This window comes from Burkholderiales bacterium, from assembly GCA_036262035.1.
Lineage (GTDB): Bacteria > Pseudomonadota > Gammaproteobacteria > Burkholderiales > SG8-41 > JAQGMV01.
This window is the reverse complement of the sequence record DATAJS010000025.1, coordinates 57528-75545: the sequence shown is the minus strand read 5'-3', so window position 1 is coordinate 75545 and position 18018 is coordinate 57528. Positions and strand designations below refer to the sequence as shown.

Below are 18018 nucleotides of genomic sequence, written 5' to 3'. Positions count from 1 at the left end.
GCCATGCACCGTATCACGTCGCTCGTCGTCGCGCTTGCAGCTTCGCTCGCGCTGCCCCTGTACGCCGCCGAGACCTATCCCGCGCGCCCCGTGCGCCTCATCGTGCCGTACGCGCCCGGCGGCAACGCCGACATCCAGGCGCGCTACATGGCCGAACGCCTCGGCGAGACGCTGGGCAAGCAGTTCGTGGTCGACAACCGCCCGGGCGCGAACGGCATGATCGGCATGGAGCTCACGGCGCGTGCGCCGGCCGACGGTTATACGCTGATGCTCGTCGCGAACGGCTTCGCCGTGAATCCGGCGCTCTATGCGAAAGTGCCGTACGACACGGTCAACGATTTCGAGCCGATCAGCCTGGTCGGCGACACGCCGCTGCTCTTCGTCGCCAACAACGCCGTGCCGGCGAACAACGTGAAAGAGGTGATCGCGCTCGCCAAGGCGAAGCCGGCGCAGCTCAACGTGGGCTCGTCGGGCAACGGCTCGCCGGCGCATCTGGCGATGGCGCTGCTCGAAGTGATGACCGGGATCAAGCTCGTGCACGTGCCGTACAAAGGCACCGCGGGCGCGCTCCTCGACGTCGTGTCGGGCCGGATACAGCTCGGGTTTCCCAGCCTCACTTCGGTCATGGCGCACGTGAAGTCGCAGAAGGTGAAAGCGTTTGCGATCACGTCGAAGTCGCGCTCGGGGCTCGCGCCCGATATCCCGACGATGAGCGAGGCCGGCGTGCCGGGCTACGAAACGGGGATCTGGAACGGCATACTCGCGCCCGCGCACACGCCGAAAGCGATCGTCACACGGGTCAACCAGGCGATCGTGCAGATACTCTCGTCGCCGCAGGCGAAGGAGCGCTATGCGCACGTCGGGGCGGAGATCCGCTACAACACGCCGGACGAATTCCGGGCGCTGATACGCTCGGACATCGCGAAGTGGACGAAAGTGATCAAGGCCGGCGGGATCAAGGTCGAGGCGCGATAAAGGCGCGGTGCGCCGGCGCGCACCGTGCGAAAGAATAACGAGGAGGAGTCATGAGGTTACGCATTGCCCTTGCAACCGCGGCTGCGTTGGTCGCAGTCACCGTGCACGCACAACCCACCTATCCCGCCAAACCGATCCGTCTCATCGTGCCGATCGGGCCGGGCGGCAGCACCGACATCGTCGGGCGGCTCTTCGCGGCGAGGCTCTCGGAGCAGATGGGGCAGCAGATCATCGTCGACAACCGCGCCGGCGCCGGGACGGTGATCGGCAGCGAGCTCGTCGCGAAGTCGCCGCCGGACGGCTACACGCTGATGAACGTGGCGGTGGAGTTCACCATCAACCCGGCGCTGCGCAAGCTCCCCTACGATCCGCTGAAGGATTTCACGTGCATCGCGCAGCTCACCTCGGGCCAGTACTTCCTCGCGGTGCACCCGACGATGCCGGTGAAGACGCCGAAGCAGTTCATCGCGCTCGCCAAGTCCAGGCCGGGGCAGGTCACGTTCGGCTCGTCGGGGCCGGGCAGTGCGAACCATCTCGCGGGCGTGCTGTTCCAGCAGATGACGGGCACCAGGCTCGTGCACGTGCCTTACAAGAGCGCGGGACAGGCCGGGATCGCGCTGCTGAGCGGCGAGCTCGATTCGATCTTCAGCAACGTCGCTTCGTCGATCGCGCACGTGAAGAGCGGCAAGCTGCGCGCGATCGCGACGACGGGGCCGAAGCGCACGCCGGTTGCGCCCGACGTGCCGACGTTCGTCGAATCCGGCGTCCCGGGGTTCGTCGTCACCGGCTTTCACCTCTTCATGGCGCCGGGCGGCACGCCGGCCGACATCGTCAACAAGCTCAACGCCGAAGTGCAGAAGGCGCTCGAGTCGACCCAGGTGAAAGAGCGCCTCGCCGCGCTCGGCCTCGACCCCCATGGAGGCTCGCCCGCGGCGTGCACGAAGCACGTTCAGCAGGACATCGCGCGCTGGGTGCCGGTGGTCAGGGCCAGCGGCGCCAAAGCGGACTGATTATTCCCGCTATGTGCGCAGCCGCAGCATCCCGAACGCCGACTTGATCGTCGCCGGGTAGCCGGAATGCAGAGGGTGGAGCTGTTTTTCGATGCGACGGATCTGCACGTCGCACGCGTCGACGTTGCGCTTCGCTTCCGCCGCGGCAGCGGTGTCCCCCCGCGCTTCCGCGTCCAGCGATTCGTCGAACCACGCCGCCCTGATCATGCGTATCGCACTCAACTTCGCATCGATCGTCGTTGTTCTCATGATCTTTCTTCTCGTTATGGTGAAGCTGCAACGAGAAGATAAGCCGGATATCCCGATGTCAAAGTGAGAAATATGACGCATTCATGGGCCTAAATCCGGCGTTTGGAGGGCAAAAGTCCTTTCCGGTCGGAGGCGCCGCAATGCCGATAGGCCCCACGTAATCAGAGACTTAAGTCACAATCCGCTACTCTGTGGCGATGTCCGGGCAAAAAGCGTCAACACGGAGGAACACGGAGGGCACGGAGGGCACGGAGGGCACGGAGGAAGATCGTCAACAGCGCGCGCGCCTCGCACGTTAGGTCGGGAATGATGGTGGAGACTGGCGTGGATTACGAAGCGATAGCCGAAGCGATTGTCGCGAGTGCGCTAAGGGTTCACACCAAGCTCGGGCCGGGCTTGCTCGAAAGCGCCTACGAAGCCTGCCTCGCTTATGAGTTGAAGAAGCGAGCCTTGAGCGTTGTTCTGCAGGTGCCGCTGGCGGTGAAGTACGACGATATGGTGCTCGATATCGGTTATCGAGTCGATATGCTCGTCGCGGGTGGTGTGGTGGTCGAGGTGAAGGCGGTGGACAAGCTGCTGCCGGTGCATGCCGCACAGCTGTTGACGTACCTTCGGCTAGGCGAATTTCACCTTGGATTCTTGCTGAACTTCAACGCCGCGCACTTGCGTGACGGGATCAAACGCGTGATCAACGGCTACAGACCGGAGGACATGCACGGCGGTTAAGGTTTTCCTCCGTGTCCCCCGTGCGCCTCCGTGTCCTCCGTGTTGAAGCTTTTGACCTTCTTTACGCCGCGGCGGCGGTGGGCGCGGGATCCGCGTGCTGCGCCCGCACCGCGAGGATCTCGTCGATCGCCTCGAAGAACGCGTGCACGCACAGCGGGTCGAACTGCGTCCCGCTGCTGTCGCGGATGACGGCCAGCGCGCGGGGCACGTCCCACGCGGGCTTGTAGGGCTTGGTGCTGGTGAGGGCGTCGAAGACGTCGGCGACCGCGACGATGCGCGCGAAGAGCGGGATCGACTCGCCTTTCAATCCGTACGGATAGCCGCTGCCGTCGAACTTCTCGTGATGGGACACCGCGATCTGCGCGCCCGCGCGCAGGATCGCCGACCCGCCGTGGCCGAGGATCTCGGCGCCCATCAGGGTGTGCTGCTTCATCGTGCCCCACTCGGCGTCGGTGAGCTTGCCGTTCTTGAGCAGGATGTGATCGGGGATGCCGAGCTTGCCGACGTCGTGCAGCGGCGCGGCAAGACGCAGCAGCTCGGCTTCTTCTTCGGTGAGGCCGAGCCTGAGCCCGATGATCTTCGAATAGAGCGACAGCCGCACGAAATGCTCGTGCGTCTCGGGCTGGCGGCGCTCGGCCGCGAGCGACAGGCACATGAGCGCCTCGTGCTCGCGGGCGGCGACGTCCGCGGCGGCCTGGCTGCTCTTGAACGCTTCGACCGCGAGCTGGCGCGCGCGCTGGATGAGCTTCTTCTGGCTGGCGCGGAGCGCGATCATGTTCTTGAGGCGCGCGCGCAGCTCGATGACGTCGACCGGCTTGGTCAGGAAGTCGTTGATGCCCGATTCGAGCGCGCGATGGCGCAGCACCCGATCGCGCGAGCCGGTGACCATCAGGATCGGGATCTCCTCCTTGCCGGGAAGGCGACGGAGGCGCTGCACGAACTCGAGACCGTCCATGTCGTGCATCAGGAAGTCGACGATCACGACGTCGGCTTCGTTCGACTCACACCAGGCGAGCGCGTCCGTGGGATGCGTGAACGCATGGCCGCGGGTGTCCTCGAGCTTCCCCACGTGGTTTTTGAGGACGGCGAGGGAGATGCGCTCGTCGTCGAGCATGACGATGTTCATGGGGATGCCTTCAGCTACAGATTTCCTGTAACCGAAGTTGACGGCACCGGGGCGCGCTAACTTTAGCGGACGCGGACTTTCCCCGGGTTTTTTCGCGGCGCGGCGCTGCGGGCCGCCTCTTTCGTGATCCAGTCGACGAAGAGACCGACTTCGGGCGTCGGCGCCCGTTGCGGATTCCTGACGAGCCAGTAGGCGCGCTCGCTGACCGTGACCGCGACCTGTCCCGCGAGGGGCGCGACCAGCCCTTCGTCCATCGCCGCGTCGATGACGGGCAGGCGGCCGAGCACCACGCCCTGGGCGGCGCGGGCGGCGCGTATGGCCTGGTCGTAGTGGCTGAAGTGCGCGGCGCCCTTGCCGCGCACGCCGTCGCGGTCGAGCCGCGCGAGAAACGCGTCCCACGACAGCCATTGCCCGCGTCCTTCGAGGTCGCTGTAGTGGATGAGCACGTGGCGCTCGAGGTCTTCGACCGACCGCAACGGCGCCCGCGCGAGGAGCTGCGGGCTGCACACCGGCGTGAGCGTCTCGCCGAACAGCGTCAGCGCACCGGGACCCGCAATCGCCTCGCTGCAATAGCGGATCGCGAGGTCGAAATCGTCGCGCACGAGGTCGCGCACGACGTTGTCCGCAACGACGTGCACCTGAATCTCCGGATGGCTTTCCTGGAACTCGGCAAGCCGCGGCACGAGCCACAGCCCGGCGAAGGTGAGCGTGGCGGTGACGCGCACCCTGATCTCCGCGCGTGCGCCCGCGACCCTGCGCGTGAGGTCGGCGATCTGAGTGAGGAGCGGCGCGAGCTCGCTGTAATACAGATGGCCCGCCTCGGTCAGCACGACCGCGCGCGTGCGGCGCTCGAAAAGGCGCACGCCCAGATGCGCCTCGAGCTGGCGCACCTGCCGGCTCACCGCCGACTGCGTCACGAACAGCTCCGCGGCGGCCTTGGTGAACGACAGATGGCGTGCGACCGCTTCGAAGCCCTTGAGCAGATCGAGCGAAGGCAGGCGGTCACTCATGCGTCACGCGAATGCACTGGATTCATAAAGATCGTTTGTCGCACGTCATGCGCGGGCGGATAGTGGATTCGTCGATGCACACAGCATGGAGGGTTCCATGAATATCACGTCACAAGCGAACAGCGCCAGCCGTCTGGCCATCGCGGCGCGCGAGGCCGTTTCGGTCGAGCTTCCGGCCGGTGCGGCGGTCCATGGCGTCGGCGGCACGCTCTGGCTCACGCAGGAAGGCGACCAGCGCGATCACGTGCTCGCTGCCGGGACGACGTTCTGCACCGACCGCGCCGGCCGCGTGGTGCTGAGTGCGATCGACGGCGGCGCCGTGGCGCTCGTCCGCGACAAAGCGCCTGCGCACTGCGTGCCGGGAACGGTCTCGATCGATTCGCTCAGAGCGCTCACGCGCGAAGCCGAGCTTGCGAAGGCGAGATATATCGCGAGTGTCTTTTCGCGCGCGGCGGAACGGCTGCGCGACGCGCTGCGGCACGGCGTTCGCCCTGAGCGCGACGGCAGTGAAGTCGAAGGACGAACGGCTGACCAGTTCCGCGGCTTCGTGAGGAGCCACTGACATGGCGGCGGTGCTGGAAGCAGCGGTGGTGGCGCCACTCGGCTATATCGAGCGGCAGCACGAGCGCCCTTACGACTACGCGTGTCCGCCGCCGCAGGGCGTTGCGTGGAACAACTATCGCTCCGATGCGCGGCCGGTAGTCATCGCCGATGGGCGCAGGACCGAAGTCGCGCCCGCGATCGGGCGTGAAGGCTTCATGCTGGTGAACGCGCCGAGCGCCGTGAGCGATTTTGGCGACGAAGCCGCGATCGCGAGCGTCTACTACGCGCAAGTCGCCGAGCTTGCGCGCGCCGCGGTCGGCGGGAGCGCCGCGTACGTCTTCGATCACCTGGTGCGCCGCCGTGAGGCGGGACCGGCGCTCACGTTCGGCAGAAGCGTGAGCGGGGCGCGGCCGTCGGCGAACGGGCGCGTGCATAACGATTACACCGAGATGTCGGGGCCGCGGAGGATGTCGCAAGTGCTGGAAAGCCACCCCCACCCTAACCCTCCCCCTGAGGGGGAGGGAACTGCTTTTCTCCTTCCCCCTCGGGGGGAAGGCCGGGATGGGGGTGGTTTCAATCGCTACGCCATCGTCAACGTCTGGCGCCCGCTCGAAGGCCCGGTGCTCGACGCCCCGCTCGCGCTGTGCGACGCGCGCTCGGTGAGCGTGTCCGATCTCGTGACGAGCGACGTGCACTACGCGGCGCGCACGGGCGAGATCTATCTCGTCGCGCATTCGCCGTCGCATCGCTGGCTCTATTTCCCCGAGATGCAGCCCGCCGAAGCGCTGGTGTTCAAGCAGTACGACTCCGACGTGCGAGCGCCGCGCTTCGTGCCGCACGCGGCGTTCGATCATCCCGATACGCCCGCCGAGGCGCCGTTGAGGGAGAGTATCGAGGCGCGGGTGCTGGTGGTGTTCGCCTGAAGAACCGGGGTCCGACCCCAAAGAAGCCGGGGTCGGACCCCCGGTAACCCCTACAATCGCCTCCTCCTGCAACACGACAACAACGAGGGGGGCAGTTTGAAGTACAGCATCATCGGCACGCTCGTCGCCGCGGCGTGCGCTGCGGCATCCGCGCACGCGCAGCAATATCCCACGAAGCCGGTCCGCATCGTCGTCCCGACCAATCCGGGCGGCGGCGCGGACATCCAGGCGCGGCTCGTCGCGAAAGCGTTCCAGGAAAGCATCGGCGGCATGTTCATTGTCGAGAACCGTTCGGGCGCCTCGGGAACGATCGGCGCGGACATCGTCGCCAAAGCACCGGCGGACGGTTATACCGTGCTCGTCACCACCTCGCTCCTCGCGACCAGCGCGACGCTCTACAGGAAGCTGCCGTATGACGCGCTGAAAGACCTGACGCCGGTGTCGCAGATCTCCTCGGCGCCGCAGTATCTCGTCGTGCACCCCACCGTGCCCGCGCGCACCGTCAAGGAGTTCGTCGCGCTCGCGAAATCGCAGCCCGGCAAGCTCAACGCGGGATCGAGCGGCAGCGGCTCGGCCAACCATCTCGCGGTCGAGATGCTCAAGCAGCGCACCGGCATCGACGTGCACCACATCCCGTACAAGAGCGGCGCGCCGGCGATGACCGCGCTCATCGGGGGTGAAGTCGACTTCACCTTCACCGGCGCGGTGACCGCGCTGCCGCCGATTCGCGCCAGGCAGGTGAGGGCCCTCGGCGTGACTTCGCTCAAGGCTTCGTCCGCCACGCCGGACGTGCCGCCTCTCGCAGCGACCTATCCGGGATTCGAATCGGCGAACTGGTACGCGCTCTTCGTTCCCGCGGGAACGCCGGCGCTCATCGTGAGCAAGCTCTCGGCCGAGACCGCCAAAGCGATCAAGAGCCCTGCGGTACGCGACTTCATCCGGCAGGACGGCGCCGATCCGGTCGGCAGCTCGCCGCAGGAGTTTGCGGCGTTCTTCAAGCGCGAGATCGCGCGCTATGCCGAGGTGATCCGCAAAGGCAAGGTGCAGGTCGACTGAACGTCAGGCGAAAGTCCTTTTCTTCGCCTTCTTCCTGACCGCGGTGGGCTTCATCATGTCGTCCACCGCCGGTGCGGGGCCGCCTTCGAGCACCGGGCCGATGTGGTTGAGGTCCAGCGACTCGACGAACTTGGTATTGCGGTAGAGCGCCATCAGCGCCTGGCGATCGACCGGCCCGACGCTCGCTGACGCCGGCGCGCCGCCCGCTTTCCATGCGCTCGCCCAGATCATCGCGAGCACGTGCGCGCCGTCGGCCATCACCCGCGCGGTCTCGTTGCGCCAGCGGTCCCACATCGCCTGCTGCACCTTGACGACGTTCTTGCTGCCCGCCGCGATGTAGCTGTCGATGAGCGCGCGCACGTCGATCGTCTTCGCGGTGCGGTCCATCAGCTCGACGGTCTCCCGTGCGGCCTCGAAACCGGAACCGACGACGCGGTAACGCTGCTGCGCGTCCACCAGCGACTGCACCGCCGGAACCAGATGCTTCGAGAAGCGGTCGATCATGTCGGTCTCGTAGCACGAGTGCACGCCTTCGCCGACGTTGCCGTAGCCGTCGGCGTACATCGAGCCGTGCAGCGGCTGGCAGGCATCCCCGACATAGTGCGACACGATGCCGGCGGCGCAGACGTACCGCGTCATGTCGCCCGCGGCCACCGCGCTCACCATCTCGTCGTAGAACTGCCAGACGCGAAACGGCAGCAGGCCGCGCTCGGCGGCGGCCTTGTGGCCGCACGCGTCGTAGAACGCCTGCCACGCTTTCACGGTGAGATTCTTGCGCGGATCGGCGAGGCTCAGCGCGCGCAGCGTCTTGCCCGTGGTCGGGTGCGGCTCGTCGATGTCCGCATAATGCGTCGGATTTTCGGGGCGGCTCGAGCCGCGGGTGCGCCCGCCCTTGATGGTGCTGGCGGGGTTCTTCCACACGATGTCGGGCACGTCGGCGAGCGGGACGAAATCGTCGTTCTCTTTCGCGAGCTTGAGCGCGGCCTTGATCGCTTTCGGATCGAGCCCTTCGAGCGTGAAGCTGACGCGGTCGATGTTGTTCTGCATGAGGGTGGAGAGCTTGCCGTCGGCGAGCGCGCGGATGGCGAACGACGCGATGTTGTAGTGGCCCGTCTGTCCCCAGTACGGGCGCACGCCGGTGTTGTGCGCCTGCACGAGCTCGACGTCGAGCAGCTTGCAGACGTTGGAGAGGCTCGTCGCGAGCGCGAAGCGATAGCGCCCGGCGGCAAAGCCCTGCACGAAGACCTGCGCGCCCCACTCGATCGCGAGCGGGCACGGCGGTTCTTCGTCGTCGGTCGCGAGGTGCCACACCATGCCCGAATCGCCGGGCTGCGTGCCCGCGTCCTCTGACGGCGCGATGAGGAAGTCGGAGACGTACTCGTAGCCGCCGACGGTCTTGTAGCGATAGAAGAGGCAGCTCACGCGCCCTTCGAGGCGACCGGACGCGGCGCCGTAGCCGACGACTTTCGCGCCGATGAGCTTGAGCGAAAAGTTGCGCTCGGACAGATCCGCCATCGGACCGATCTGGCCGAGGCCGTACGCCTGCGACGTCCACCGGTTCACGTCGCCGAGCTCGACGAGGCCGACGTCGAGATTGACGTAGGTGCGCTTCATCGCGAAGTCGGGATAGACCTCGTTGAAGGGCAGCCGCGTGCGCTGCTTGTCGCTCGCGCGCCCGACGTCCACACGCTTGCCGCCCGACAGCGCGTAGACCTTCTCGCCGGGCGCGCCGCACACGTGGCGATTGGTCAGCGCGTACGTCGTGTGCCCGTCGCTGACGAGGCAGCCGACGGTCGCGGTGCGGGTGACGCCCTGCACGTCGACCTGCAGCGGAAAGCCGCCGCCCATCAATCCCCTGGGCCAGTGCCATTCGGGCACGTTCGTCTGGTGCTCGCCGGGCGTCACCTTGACCACGCACACCGGCACGGTGCGGCCGTCGGGCAGGAACAGCATCTTCGGCACCATCTCGTTGGGATGTATGCCCTGGCCGTCGCCGCGGAAGAACGCTTCGTCGATCCACTCCTTCACCATGACGAGCACGCACGGCCACGAATCGGCTGCGACGACGGCGTTGTCGAAGGTCCGCTCTCCGGTGTCGCCTTCGCGCCGCTTGAGGTACAGGCCGACCGCGGTGCCGACCACGCCGGCCTTGTGGATGAGGTGGTAGTGATAGAGGTCGCGCGCCTCGAGCAGGTCCCGCACCGAGAGGCTGTGGAAGTTCTGCTCGACCTGGAGTGGGTCCATGGCGGTTCCTTCCTGGATTGAGGAGCGTGCAGCCACAGTATCGAAGGCGTGGTGCGCACGCGCAAGCGCCGATCGGACGTCGGGCGGGGCCTTACAATGCTCCGATGCCCGACGCGGCGAACCTGGATGCGGCGTATCGCGCGACGACGTATCGCGTGTACGCGCCGGACGCGATCGATCTCACGATCGGGGCGCGCTCGGCCGCGCTCGACGGGCTGCTCGAAGAGCGCCGCGCCGATGCGTGGGCGTTCATGACCGCGTGGAACCCGGGCTCGCGGCAGTTTACCGAGGCGGAGAACGCGCGGCGCCAGGCCGAGCTCCTCGCCCTGCTGCGCGATCGCGGCTTCGAATGGCTCGCGGGCAGCGGCGTCCCCGCGCGGCCCGACTGGCAGCCCGAGGAGAGCGTGCTCGTGCTCGACGTCGGCTGCGACGAAGCGATCGCGATCGCGCAAGAGTTCGGCCAGGTGGCGATCGTCGCGGGAAAGCGCGGCGGGGCGGCGGAGCTCGTCTACTGCGATCGCACACCGGCGGCGCCATGAGGCTCTGGTGGAGCGTATTCGTAGCGCCGATGCTCTGGTACTCGCAGGCATCGGCCGAAGAGCTGTCGTTCCGCATGCCGCCGCAGGCCGAGGTCGTGGACGCGCGCCGCATCGCGGACTATCGCCAGGCGGTCGATGCGATCGTGCAGGTGATGGTGACGAAATTCGACCTGCCGGTGCCTCGCGGATCGCTGCAGGTCTATACGAGCCGCGAGGAATTCGAGGAGGGCTTGATCCGCTATCTCAAGGTCGAGCGCGCCGTGGCGCACTCGGCGTCCGAATTTTCGAAGGCCGCGGTGGGCAGCTATACGCTGCTGGTCAATGCGCCGCAGGTCGCCGGTCTCACCTGGCCCGAGCGCATCGAGCTCATGGCTCACGAGCTCACGCACAACGTGCAGCTCACGCTCGCGAATCGTCCGGGCATCGCGCGGCCGCAGTGGCTGATCGAAGGTTTCGCCGAATGGATGGCGTTCAACGTCACCGACGCGCTCGGCCTGGACGACGTCGCCGCCGCGCGCGAGCGCATGATCCGGACGTTGCGCGGGCTTCGGGCCAAACAGGGTTTGCCGCGGCTCATCGCAGTCGACACCTTCGCGGACTGGGTGGAGACCCGCCGGAAGTACGGATTCGATGCGACCTATCCGCTGGCGTTCGTCATGACCGATTTCCTGGTTCAGCGTCATTCGCTCGCGGCCGTGAAGCGATTCTTCGAGGCGTTCCGCCGGTCGCAGGATCCCCTCGCCAATTTCCGCAACGCTTTCGGCGAAGAGCCCGAAGCGTTCGATCGCGCGCTCCAGGCGCATCTGGACAAGCTCCTGGGAGGGTGATCACCGGCGCTGCAGCGCCCATTCGCCGCTCTCGGTCTTGATCGTCATCGCGGTGACCGCGTCGCCGTCCATGCTGAAAGAGTAGAGGACGTCGGAAAAGCTGGGGCAGCGAAAGCGCAGCCGCCCGTACGGGACGAGGCGCCGCTCGAGCTGGCCGGGCTCGAGGAAGAAGAGCTGCGTCTCGTTGCGCCGCGCGACTTCGCACTTGAAGCCGCCCGGCGTCTCGTAAACGCCCGCCAGCGCGGCGGCCGTCTCCGCCGAGAGCGCTTCGGCGGATCGGGTGAACACCGCTTCGGCCTCGTCGAGAGTCATCGTCAGCGCGCCGACCTCGCCCTGCGGATCCACGCTGAAGTTCACCGACCACTTGCCGTGGATCTCGTCGTCGGGCGTTTCGAAGCGCTCGTAATGAACGTGCTCGAGCGGGAGCGCGAACGCGCGAAAGCGAAGCTCGAGCGCGTCGCCGGCCGCTTCTATCTTCAGCGGCGGATACAGGCGATGCTCGAAGGTGCCCGCGTAATCCGCGATCGGATGCGAAGGTCGGGTGCCGGCGACGCGGCCGCTCGCCGCCTTGCTGCGCGCCGCCACCTGCGCGTCCTTGTTCTTCGCGACGATGGCGGCGAAGCGTGCGTTCCACGGCGTCTCGTCCATGCCGAGCAGACGCTCGTAAACGTTCCACGTGATCGAGTCGCGCAGCACGCCGCAATGGTCGCCGATCGCGAACACGACGACGCCCAGCTTTTCGACGGGGAGGTAGGACACCTGCGAATACATGGCGCTCAACAGGCCGCCGTGATAGGACAGCAGCCGCCCGCGGTAGACCGCGGTGTGCCGGCCGAGGCCGTACGTCGGATTGAGGAGCTCGGTCCAGCCGCGGATCGCGAGCATGAAGTTGGCGATCGCCACCGACGGCGCGATGGTCGCCGCCAGCACCGATTGCGGGACGACCTGCCTGCCGTCGATGGCGCCGGCGCCGATCAGCATCGTCAACCAGCGCGCCATGTCGGAGATGTCGGAGTTGAGACCTCCGGCGGGACCTGCCGCGATCATGTGCTCGTTCGGCGGAACCCGCATGAGCTCGGTGGAGCCGCGCTTCTCGGTGTAGCACGTCGCGTACTCGGGCTTGCGATAGACCTCCGGCATCGTGAACACGGTGTTGCGCATGCCGACCGGGTCGAGCAGGCGGCGCTGCACCAGCGACTCCCACGATTCGCCGCTGACGAGCTCCATGACGTGGCCGACCGCCGCGTACATCACGTTGTTGTAGACGAAGCTCTGGCGCAGCGAGTCGCTCGGTTCCATGTAGCGGAGCCGGTCGAACATCTGCTCGCGCGTGAGCTCGGAGCGGAACCACATCGAATCGTGGCGGTTGATGCCGGTGCGGTGCGCGAGCATGTCGCGCAGGGTGACCGAGCCGTTCAACGCGTCGTCGTAGAAGCGGATCGAGGGCACGCATTCGCGGATGGGCCGGTCCCAGCTGAGCAGGCCTTCCTCCACCAGCAGGCCGGCGACGATCGCGGTGAAGAGCTTGGTGTTGGACGCGATCGGAAAGATCGTTCGTTCGGTGAAGGGCAGCTTTTCGGCGTATTCGCGGTAGCCGTGGCCTTTCGCGTAGACGAGCCGGTCCTCGTGCACGACGCCGACCGCGAGGCCGGGGCAATTCCAGGCGGCGAGGGTCTCGCTCAGGTATTCGTCCAGCCCGTCGATCGGTTCGAGTGTCGTCATGTTTTCAACGCCGGAGCGCCGAGATTGCGAGGTTGCGCCCGCATGCGCTACGTTCCATGGTTTGGCGAACGCAAGCATACGGCAGGAGCAGACGTATGAACGATCAACATCCGACGTCGGATCAAAACCAACCCCAGCCCAGCCCTTCCCCCGAGGGGGACGGGGCCTCCGTCGCAAGTCCTGCGGGCGCAATCGCGGAAGAGCCCGAGCGCGCGCGTGTCGACTGGCTGAAAGCGATCGCGGTGCTCGTCATCACGATCGCGACGGTGGTGATCCTGTTCAAGGTCGTCGCCTATCGCGAGGAGATCGCCGACCGCCTCGGCTTCAATCCGCTGCGATCGAGCGTGCAGGTGTTCCTGCGCGTGACGCCGGAGTACGCCGACGACGGAGCCGGCCGGGGCATCGTCAGGCTCGACGTCGCCGGCCGCGCGACGATGCAGGGCGAGCCTTTGCAGGCCGGGGTGGTGAGGCTGACGGTCGAGGACGTGATCAGCCAGTACTACCTCGGCGGCGATGTCCTCGAGATCAGGCCCGGCGAGCGCTTCGAGGCGACGCTCGCGCTCTCGCCGGACGCGCGCGGTTTCAGAAGCTCGTCCGTCACGGTGCGCGCCGAAGTGACGGGGCCGCATCGCGGGCGCACGGTTTCCGGCAAGACCGAATTGAACATCGGCTATCCGCGCAGCTTCAGCCACGCGGTCGCCTGGTCGCTCGCGGGTGTCGCAGTGGTGCTCGTGATCGTGCTGATCTGTCTCTTCACCGGCACGATCGGTCCGTCCAAGCAGCGCGGGCTGTACATGGCGATGTACACGCTCGTGTTCGCTTCGCTCGCGGTGCCGGTCGTCGTCAGCACGATGATCCTGCAGAGCAGCTATCTGATCTCGATCATGGAGAAAGCGCCGGTCGGGCTGGTGCGCGCGACCTCGGCGAGCAGCAAGAGCGAGCCGCAATGGTTCATCAACATCGGCGGCATCGTCACCCAGCGCGACGAGACGAGCACCTCGCCCCGGCCGCGCGATGCGAAGCCGGCGGCGCGCGAGGCGGAGAAAGGCGCTGTGCCCGTCGAGGGAGAGGCCGTGAGAGCCGCGGCCAAAGCCGTCGAGGCCAGGCCGGCGGAGACGCGCGCGACCAATCCGCTGGAGATCTCCACCTCGTCGCGCAGCAGCCCGTACATCGAAGGCGGTCTCGCGGTGCCGTTCTACGTCGTGCTGCTCGCGATGTTCGGCGCGGGCATCAATCTCACGCGCCGGGTGCCCGAGATCCAGGAGGAGTTTCGCGATTTTCCCGCGGCTCGGCGCTCGTCGTGGTTCATGAAGGTCGTCGGCGAGCCCGTGATCGACGAGGACGAGCAGCGCCGCTACACCTTCGCGTTCCGCCGCGCGCTGATCCAGAACTTCATGTACCTGCTGTCGGCGCCTTTCCTCGCGATGGCGGTGTATTACCTGCTCCAGGTCGTCGCGAACGAGCCCGCGCGGCCGATCCTCGTGCTCGTCGCGTTCGCGACCGGTCTCATCGCCGATACGCTGGTCAATCGCATCATCCGCTTCGCCGAGGACACGCTGCGGCTCGCGCCCCGGCACCGCGCGGGCGCCGCGATCGCCGCGGCGAACGCACGCATTACGCAGATCAATGCGATGGTGCGCGAAGAGCAGGCGAAGCTCGCCGAGGCGATCTTCCTCGCGGAAGTCGCACGCGCGCACGAGGACATCGCCGCCGCGCGCGCCGATCGTACGAAGGAGATGCCCGACGTGCCGGTGTTCGTGGCGATCGAGCCGATCGAGGATGCGCAAAAAGCCGCGGTTGAAACTCATCCCGGCCCTGAGGGGGAGGGCGGCAGTGCTTCGCAGGAGGGCGTAAAGCGCCCGCCGCCGGGGCCTGAAGGCACGTAGGGTTTTCGCGACGGCGTAGGGTGCGTTCGGCGCAGCCGTAACGCGCCGCCCGCCCGTCTGATACCCTACGCGCCTCTCCCGTAGTTCCTGAAGGTCATTTCCCTTGAAGCTCATCACCTCCCTTGCGGCGGCCGCTTTCATTTCCGGCGCCGCTCATGGCGCTCAGCCGCCTGCCTATCCCACCAAACCCGTACGCCTCCTGATGGGGCCCGCCGCGGGCGGTCCGACCGACGCGGTCGGCCGCGTGCTCGCCACGCGTCTCAACGAGATCTGGGGCCAGGCGGTCGTCGTGGAGAACCGGCCCGGCGCGGGCAACACGATCGCGACCACCGCGGCCGCGCGCGCAACGCCCGACGGCTACACGCTGCTCTTCTGCCCGGTCTCCGACGCGGTCGCGCCGTCGCTCTACAGGAAGCTGCCGTACGATTTCGCCAAGGAGATCGCGCCGGTCGCGCATGTCGGCGCGACGCCGAACATCTTCGTCGTGCCGCCGTCGAGCCCCGCGAAGACCATGAAGGAATGGATCGCGCTCGCCAGGGCGAATCCCGGCAAGCTCAATTACGGCGGGCAGGGCATCGGCCAGTCGGGTCACCTGTCGATGGAGCTCCTGCGCATGATGACCGGCATCGACGTGGTCTACGTGCCGTACAAGAGCGTCGGGCTCGTCGTCACCGATCTGCTCGCCGGGCGCATGGACGCGCAGATCACCAACCTGCCTGCGCACGTCGAGAACGTGCGAAGCGGCAAGCTGCGCGCGCTCGGCGTGACTTCGAAGAAGCGCAGTCCGCGTCTACCGGAAGTGCCCGCGATCGCCGAGACCGTCCCGGGCTTCGAGCTGATGGTGTGGTACGGCGTGTGCGCGCCGTCGCGCGTGCCGAAGCCGATCGTCGACAAGGTCGCCGCCGACGTGCAGCAGGCGCTGAATACGCCCGACGTGCAGAAGAAGATGGAAGGCTACGGCGTCGAGCTCGAGTTCATGGGGCCCGAGAAGTTCGGCAGCTACATGAGGGCCGAGGCCGCGAAATGGGCGAAGGTGATCAAGGCGGCCAGGATCGAGCCGCAGTGAGCATTCGTCGTTCCCCCGAAGGCGGCAATCCGTTTTGACTCTGCACGTTTGACGGATACCCGACAGCGCCCGCTGGCTCGGTTCGGGAATGACGGAACGCGTTACCATCGGTCTCACATCAACAAGGAGGATCGATGAACGCCGTCGACAGCCACGCCCACGTCTTCTGCGACAAGTCCTACGCTTTTTCGCCGGAGACGCTGTATCACCCCCATCCGTCGCAGATGGGCACCGCGAAGCAGTTCCGCGCGGTGCTCGACTTCCACGGTTTCACGCACGGCCTGCTCGTCGGCGCGGGGCCGTACGGCGCCGACAACCGCTGCATGCTGAGCGCGATCGCGGAATCGAACGGCCGCTTCAAAGGCGTGGCGCTGGTGAAGCCGGAGATCTCGGACAAGGATCTCGCTGCGCTGAAGGACCAGGGCGTGGTCGGCATCCGCGTCAACCTCATGGGCCACGGCCTGCGCGAGCTGACCGAGCCGGGCGCGGACAAGCTGCTCGCGCGCATCAAGGAGATGGACCTGTTTCTCCAGGTGCATCTCGAGAAGGCGAACCTCGCCGAAGCTGCGCCCATCCTGCGCAAGGCGGGCGTGCGCTGCATGTTCGACCACTTCGGCCGTCCCGATCCTTCCAGGGGTCTGGACCAGCCGGGCTTCCGCGAGCTGCTCGAGTTCGGCCGCGCGGGCGATCACGTGGTGAAGATCTCGGGACCGTTCCGCTCGTCGCTCGCCGGCTATCCCTACACCGACGTCGATCCCTACGTCGCCGCGTGCATCGAGGCCTACACGCTCGACCGCTGCGTATGGGGCTCGGACTGGCCTTTCGTGCGCCTGGACGCGCGCTTCGACTACGGCCCGCCGTCGATCTGCATCCAGCGCTGGCTGCCGAACGAGGCGGACCGGCGCAAGGTGCTGTGGGACACGCCCGCCAGATTGTTTGGTTTCCAGCCGAGCTGAAAAAAGCTGATCACCGCAAAGGACGCAAAGGAAAACCAAGCTCGTTAACGACAGGGGCAACCGGACGACCCGGTGATGGCAAGAAAGTGATTCTCGCTGACGCGGGAATGACGGGCGTTCGCTCCCGCATCGTTTTCCTTTGCGTCCTTGGCGTCCTTTGCGGTTAATCGTTTTTCAAAATCGGTCCAGCCCTTCCGGCGGCTCGACCTCCATCGCGTTGCAGATCTGCGAGACGAAGCCGAAGAAGCTCGCGACCGCGGTCAGCTCGACCATCCACTTCGGATCGTGCTTGTCGCGCAGCGTCGCGAACGTCGCGGCGTCGACCCGGTGCTTGTTCACGAGCTCACGCACGTAGTCGACCGCTGCGCGCTCCTCGCCTTCGAACTTCGAGGAATCCGCGCGCGAGCGGACGAGGTCGATCAGCGCCTCGCGGATGCCGTTCTTGCGCGCCTGCTCGACCTGCGCCGCCCAGACGTAGCGCGCCTCGTTCTCGCGCGCGGCGGTCAGGATCGCCGCAAAGCGCACGTTCGGCTCGATGACGTTGTGCTTGCGGACGAACGTCACCAGCGGCAGGAGCTGCAGCGCGAGCTCCGGGCTGTGCAGCAGCATGGAAAAAGGCCCGCGGATGTGGCCGAACACCTCGAGCACGGCGTCGGCGACGTGCTGCTGCTCGGGCGGAAGCGCGGATTTGGAGGTGATCGGCGTCAGGCGCATTGCTCTCTCCTTTGTTCCTGGTCGGCGGTATTCTTGGCGGTTTACCGGGAGAAGATTACATGGAGATCAACAATCCGGAGGTGCTGGCGGAAGTCAGCGAGGCCTTCCAGCGTTACCAGGACGCGATCATCGCCAACGACGTCCCCGTGCTGAACGAGCTGTTCTGGAACGACGCGCTCACGCTGCGCTACGGCGCCGGCGAGAATCTCTACGGCTTCGCTGCGATCGCCGGCTATCGCTCGGCGCGCAACCCGGCCGGCCTCGCGCGGGTCGAAACCCAGCGGGTGGTGACGACCTACGGCCGCGACTACGCGACGACCAACATCGAGTTCACCCGACACGGCAAGCACGGCCGCCAGAGCCAGGCGTGGGTGCGCATGCCCGAAGGGTGGCGTATCGTCGCGGCACACGTGAGCCACATGGACGCGTGATCCTGTTCCTTACGG

18 protein-coding genes are annotated in these 18018 nt (G+C 66.7%); 12 read left to right on the top strand and 6 right to left on the bottom strand.

Going from position 1 to position 18018, the window contains the following annotated elements; translation table 11 throughout:
- Nucleotides 1-3 precede the first annotated feature (3 nt).
- Both VHP37_25575 and VHP37_25570 read left to right on the top strand, forming a co-directional pair.
- Nucleotides 4-975: a tripartite tricarboxylate transporter substrate binding protein gene (locus tag VHP37_25575; protein ID HEX2829742.1), complete on the top strand. Its 972-nt coding sequence runs from the start codon at nt 4-6 to the stop codon at nt 973-975.
- 50 nt (nt 976-1025) lie between these two features.
- A complete protein-coding gene (locus VHP37_25570) occupies nt 1026-1985 on the top strand; it encodes a tripartite tricarboxylate transporter substrate binding protein (GenBank protein HEX2829741.1) in 960 nt (319 codons plus the stop codon).
- Between the two features lie 9 nt (nt 1986-1994).
- Here VHP37_25570 and VHP37_25565 read toward each other — a convergent pair whose 3' ends face one another.
- On the bottom strand, nt 1995-2234 hold the full coding sequence (locus tag VHP37_25565; GenBank protein ID HEX2829740.1) for a hypothetical protein: 240 nt from the start codon (nt 2232-2234) through the stop codon (nt 1995-1997).
- 324 nt (nt 2235-2558) lie between these two features.
- Here VHP37_25565 and VHP37_25560 point away from each other — a divergent pair, with 324 nt between their 5' ends.
- Complete coding sequence (locus tag VHP37_25560; protein HEX2829739.1) at nt 2559-2960, top strand: GxxExxY protein; 402 nt, start codon at nt 2559-2561, stop codon at nt 2958-2960.
- A gap of 61 nt (nt 2961-3021) precedes the next feature.
- Here VHP37_25560 and VHP37_25555 read toward each other — a convergent pair whose 3' ends face one another.
- Together VHP37_25555 and VHP37_25550 are read right to left on the bottom strand one after the other, a co-directional pair.
- Nucleotides 3022-4086: an HD domain-containing phosphohydrolase gene (locus VHP37_25555; protein HEX2829738.1), complete on the bottom strand. Its 1065-nt coding sequence runs from the start codon at nt 4084-4086 to the stop codon at nt 3022-3024.
- Between the two features lie 62 nt (nt 4087-4148).
- Nucleotides 4149-5096 carry a LysR substrate-binding domain-containing protein gene (locus VHP37_25550; protein ID HEX2829737.1) on the bottom strand — a complete coding sequence of 316 codons (948 nt, stop codon included), beginning with the start codon at nt 5094-5096 and terminating at the stop codon, nt 4149-4151.
- 97 nt (nt 5097-5193) lie between these two features.
- Between VHP37_25550 and VHP37_25545 the strand changes: the two genes are divergently transcribed.
- The 3 genes from VHP37_25545 to VHP37_25535 all read left to right on the top strand — a co-directional run bounded on the left by VHP37_25545 (nt 5194) and on the right by VHP37_25535 (nt 7618).
- On the top strand, nt 5194-5658 hold the full coding sequence (locus tag VHP37_25545; protein ID HEX2829736.1) for a DUF2917 domain-containing protein: 465 nt from the start codon (nt 5194-5196) through the stop codon (nt 5656-5658).
- A 1-nt stretch (nt 5659) separates the two neighbouring features.
- Complete coding sequence (locus VHP37_25540) at nt 5660-6562, top strand: CmcJ/NvfI family oxidoreductase (protein HEX2829735.1); 903 nt, start codon at nt 5660-5662, stop codon at nt 6560-6562.
- Nucleotides 6563-6658: 96 nt separating this feature from the next.
- Nucleotides 6659-7618 carry a tripartite tricarboxylate transporter substrate binding protein gene (locus VHP37_25535; protein ID HEX2829734.1) on the top strand — a complete coding sequence of 320 codons (960 nt, stop codon included), beginning with the start codon at nt 6659-6661 and terminating at the stop codon, nt 7616-7618.
- A 3-nt stretch (nt 7619-7621) separates the two neighbouring features.
- Here VHP37_25535 and VHP37_25530 read toward each other — a convergent pair whose 3' ends face one another.
- The gene (locus tag VHP37_25530) at nt 7622-9862 is read right to left on the bottom strand and encodes a S1/P1 Nuclease (GenBank protein HEX2829733.1); all 2241 of its coding nucleotides are present in this window, start codon (nt 9860-9862) and stop codon (nt 7622-7624) included.
- Nucleotides 9863-9966: 104 nt separating this feature from the next.
- On the opposite strand from VHP37_25530, the gene VHP37_25525 reads away from it, so the two are divergent.
- Both VHP37_25525 and VHP37_25520 read left to right on the top strand, forming a co-directional pair.
- A complete protein-coding gene (locus VHP37_25525) occupies nt 9967-10401 on the top strand; it encodes a DUF3293 domain-containing protein (GenBank protein HEX2829732.1) in 435 nt (144 codons plus the stop codon).
- Nucleotides 10398-11228, top strand: a complete 831-nt coding sequence (locus tag VHP37_25520) for a hypothetical protein (protein HEX2829731.1) — start codon at nt 10398-10400, stop codon at nt 11226-11228. The genes VHP37_25525 and VHP37_25520 overlap by 4 nt, the downstream gene beginning before the upstream one ends.
- Here the strand turns inward: VHP37_25520 and VHP37_25515 are convergent, their stop codons facing one another.
- Nucleotides 11229-12950: a serine hydrolase gene (locus VHP37_25515; GenBank protein ID HEX2829730.1), complete on the bottom strand. Its 1722-nt coding sequence runs from the start codon at nt 12948-12950 to the stop codon at nt 11229-11231. It lies immediately after the preceding gene.
- A gap of 95 nt (nt 12951-13045) precedes the next feature.
- Here VHP37_25515 and VHP37_25510 point away from each other — a divergent pair, with 95 nt between their 5' ends.
- From VHP37_25510 to VHP37_25500, 3 genes are all read left to right on the top strand, one after another.
- Nucleotides 13046-14836 (top strand): hypothetical protein, encoded by a 1791-nt coding sequence (locus VHP37_25510; protein HEX2829729.1) that lies wholly within the window; start codon nt 13046-13048, stop codon nt 14834-14836.
- 103 nt (nt 14837-14939) lie between these two features.
- Entirely contained in the window at nt 14940-15902 is a 963-nt protein-coding gene (locus VHP37_25505) for a tripartite tricarboxylate transporter substrate binding protein (protein HEX2829728.1), read from the top strand.
- Nucleotides 15903-16036: 134 nt separating this feature from the next.
- Nucleotides 16037-16858, top strand: coding sequence for an amidohydrolase family protein (locus VHP37_25500; protein ID HEX2829727.1), 822 nt, complete (start codon nt 16037-16039; stop codon nt 16856-16858).
- A 174-nt stretch (nt 16859-17032) separates the two neighbouring features.
- Here the strand turns inward: VHP37_25500 and VHP37_25495 are convergent, their stop codons facing one another.
- Complete coding sequence (locus VHP37_25495; protein ID HEX2829726.1) at nt 17033-17572, bottom strand: hypothetical protein; 540 nt, start codon at nt 17570-17572, stop codon at nt 17033-17035.
- Between the two features lie 59 nt (nt 17573-17631).
- On the opposite strand from VHP37_25495, the gene hpxZ reads away from it, so the two are divergent.
- Complete coding sequence (hpxZ, locus tag VHP37_25490) at nt 17632-18003, top strand: oxalurate catabolism protein HpxZ (protein ID HEX2829725.1); 372 nt, start codon at nt 17632-17634, stop codon at nt 18001-18003.
- Nucleotides 18004-18018 lie beyond the last annotated feature (15 nt).

What these genes read in the sequence shown, in the direction of transcription:
- VHP37_25550 (HEX2829737.1), bottom strand. Translation starts at nt 5,096, where the DNA reads ATGAGTGACCGCCTGCCTTCGCTCGATCTGCTCAAGGGCTTCGAAGCG.
- VHP37_25575 (HEX2829742.1), top strand. Translation starts at nt 4, where the DNA reads ATGCACCGTATCACGTCGCTCGTCGTCGCGCTTGCAGCTTCGCTCGCG.
- VHP37_25545 (HEX2829736.1), top strand. Translation starts at nt 5,194, where the DNA reads ATGAATATCACGTCACAAGCGAACAGCGCCAGCCGTCTGGCCATCGCG.
- hpxZ (HEX2829725.1), top strand. Translation starts at nt 17,632, where the DNA reads ATGGAGATCAACAATCCGGAGGTGCTGGCGGAAGTCAGCGAGGCCTTC.
- VHP37_25495 (HEX2829726.1), bottom strand. Translation starts at nt 17,572, where the DNA reads ATGCGCCTGACGCCGATCACCTCCAAATCCGCGCTTCCGCCCGAGCAG.
- VHP37_25510 (HEX2829729.1), top strand. Translation starts at nt 13,046, where the DNA reads ATGAACGATCAACATCCGACGTCGGATCAAAACCAACCCCAGCCCAGC.
- VHP37_25540 (HEX2829735.1), top strand. Translation starts at nt 5,660, where the DNA reads ATGGCGGCGGTGCTGGAAGCAGCGGTGGTGGCGCCACTCGGCTATATC.
- VHP37_25515 (HEX2829730.1), bottom strand. Translation starts at nt 12,950, where the DNA reads ATGACGACACTCGAACCGATCGACGGGCTGGACGAATACCTGAGCGAG.
- VHP37_25525 (HEX2829732.1), top strand. Translation starts at nt 9,967, where the DNA reads ATGCCCGACGCGGCGAACCTGGATGCGGCGTATCGCGCGACGACGTAT.
- VHP37_25500 (HEX2829727.1), top strand. Translation starts at nt 16,037, where the DNA reads ATGAACGCCGTCGACAGCCACGCCCACGTCTTCTGCGACAAGTCCTAC.
- VHP37_25565 (HEX2829740.1), bottom strand. Translation starts at nt 2,234, where the DNA reads ATGAGAACAACGACGATCGATGCGAAGTTGAGTGCGATACGCATGATC.
- VHP37_25530 (HEX2829733.1), bottom strand. Translation starts at nt 9,862, where the DNA reads ATGGACCCACTCCAGGTCGAGCAGAACTTCCACAGCCTCTCGGTGCGG.
- VHP37_25570 (HEX2829741.1), top strand. Translation starts at nt 1,026, where the DNA reads ATGAGGTTACGCATTGCCCTTGCAACCGCGGCTGCGTTGGTCGCAGTC.
- VHP37_25555 (HEX2829738.1), bottom strand. Translation starts at nt 4,086, where the DNA reads ATGAACATCGTCATGCTCGACGACGAGCGCATCTCCCTCGCCGTCCTC.
- VHP37_25520 (HEX2829731.1), top strand. Translation starts at nt 10,398, where the DNA reads ATGAGGCTCTGGTGGAGCGTATTCGTAGCGCCGATGCTCTGGTACTCG.